Annotated in this window: 1 protein-coding gene; it reads left to right on the forward strand. The window is 36.4% G+C overall.

Annotated features, from left to right (window positions below):
• On the forward strand, window positions 1–690 hold a 690-nt coding region (locus FVB9532_RS19610; RefSeq protein ID WP_194716602.1), incomplete at both ends, for a hypothetical protein.

Genomic DNA, 690 nt, shown 5'->3' on the forward strand with positions numbered 1-690 from the left:
TTGTTGTGACGATTTTATCGTATTGGATTCTGATGGAACCGAACTTTTCAATAGTGGAGGAGATATTTCTGGACAATCATTTCAATCAACCGGTGATCAGATTACCGTAATTATTGATTCTGATGGATCTGTCAACTGTTCAGATAATGGTTACGACCCAATAGATTATACGGTTTCTTGTGCCACCTGTATCAACCCTGAAGCAAGTTATACAGTAGTTGAAGATTGTCAAAATGGTCCTCAATTTACGATTGATGTAGATCTTACAAGTATCGGTGATGCTACCGATGTGACGATTGAAGATAACCAAGGAAACTCTGAAATAGCTTCCGCTACAGGAGTCTATAACTTTGGTCCTTATGCGAATGGTACTTTAGTAGAATTTACAATAGAAAATAATCAAGATCCAAATTGTGTAATTACCAGTGATGAGTTTACACAAGTATACTGTGAGGAAGTATCTATAGATTGTTCTGCGGCACCTACTACAGAAAATTTCTGTTATGGAAATAATGAAGATATACAGATTGATTATATAAGTACGGACGGCAGTTCACTTAATTTAGTGGTGAATTCAGGTTTCTTAGAAGCTTGTTGTGACGATTTTATCGTATTGGATTCTGATGGAACCGAACTTTTCAATAGTGGAGGAGATATTTCTGGACAATCATTTCAATCAACCGGTGATCA

The organism is Mesonia oceanica, assembly GCF_902499555.1.
Lineage (GTDB): Bacteria > Bacteroidota > Bacteroidia > Flavobacteriales > Flavobacteriaceae > Mesonia > Mesonia oceanica.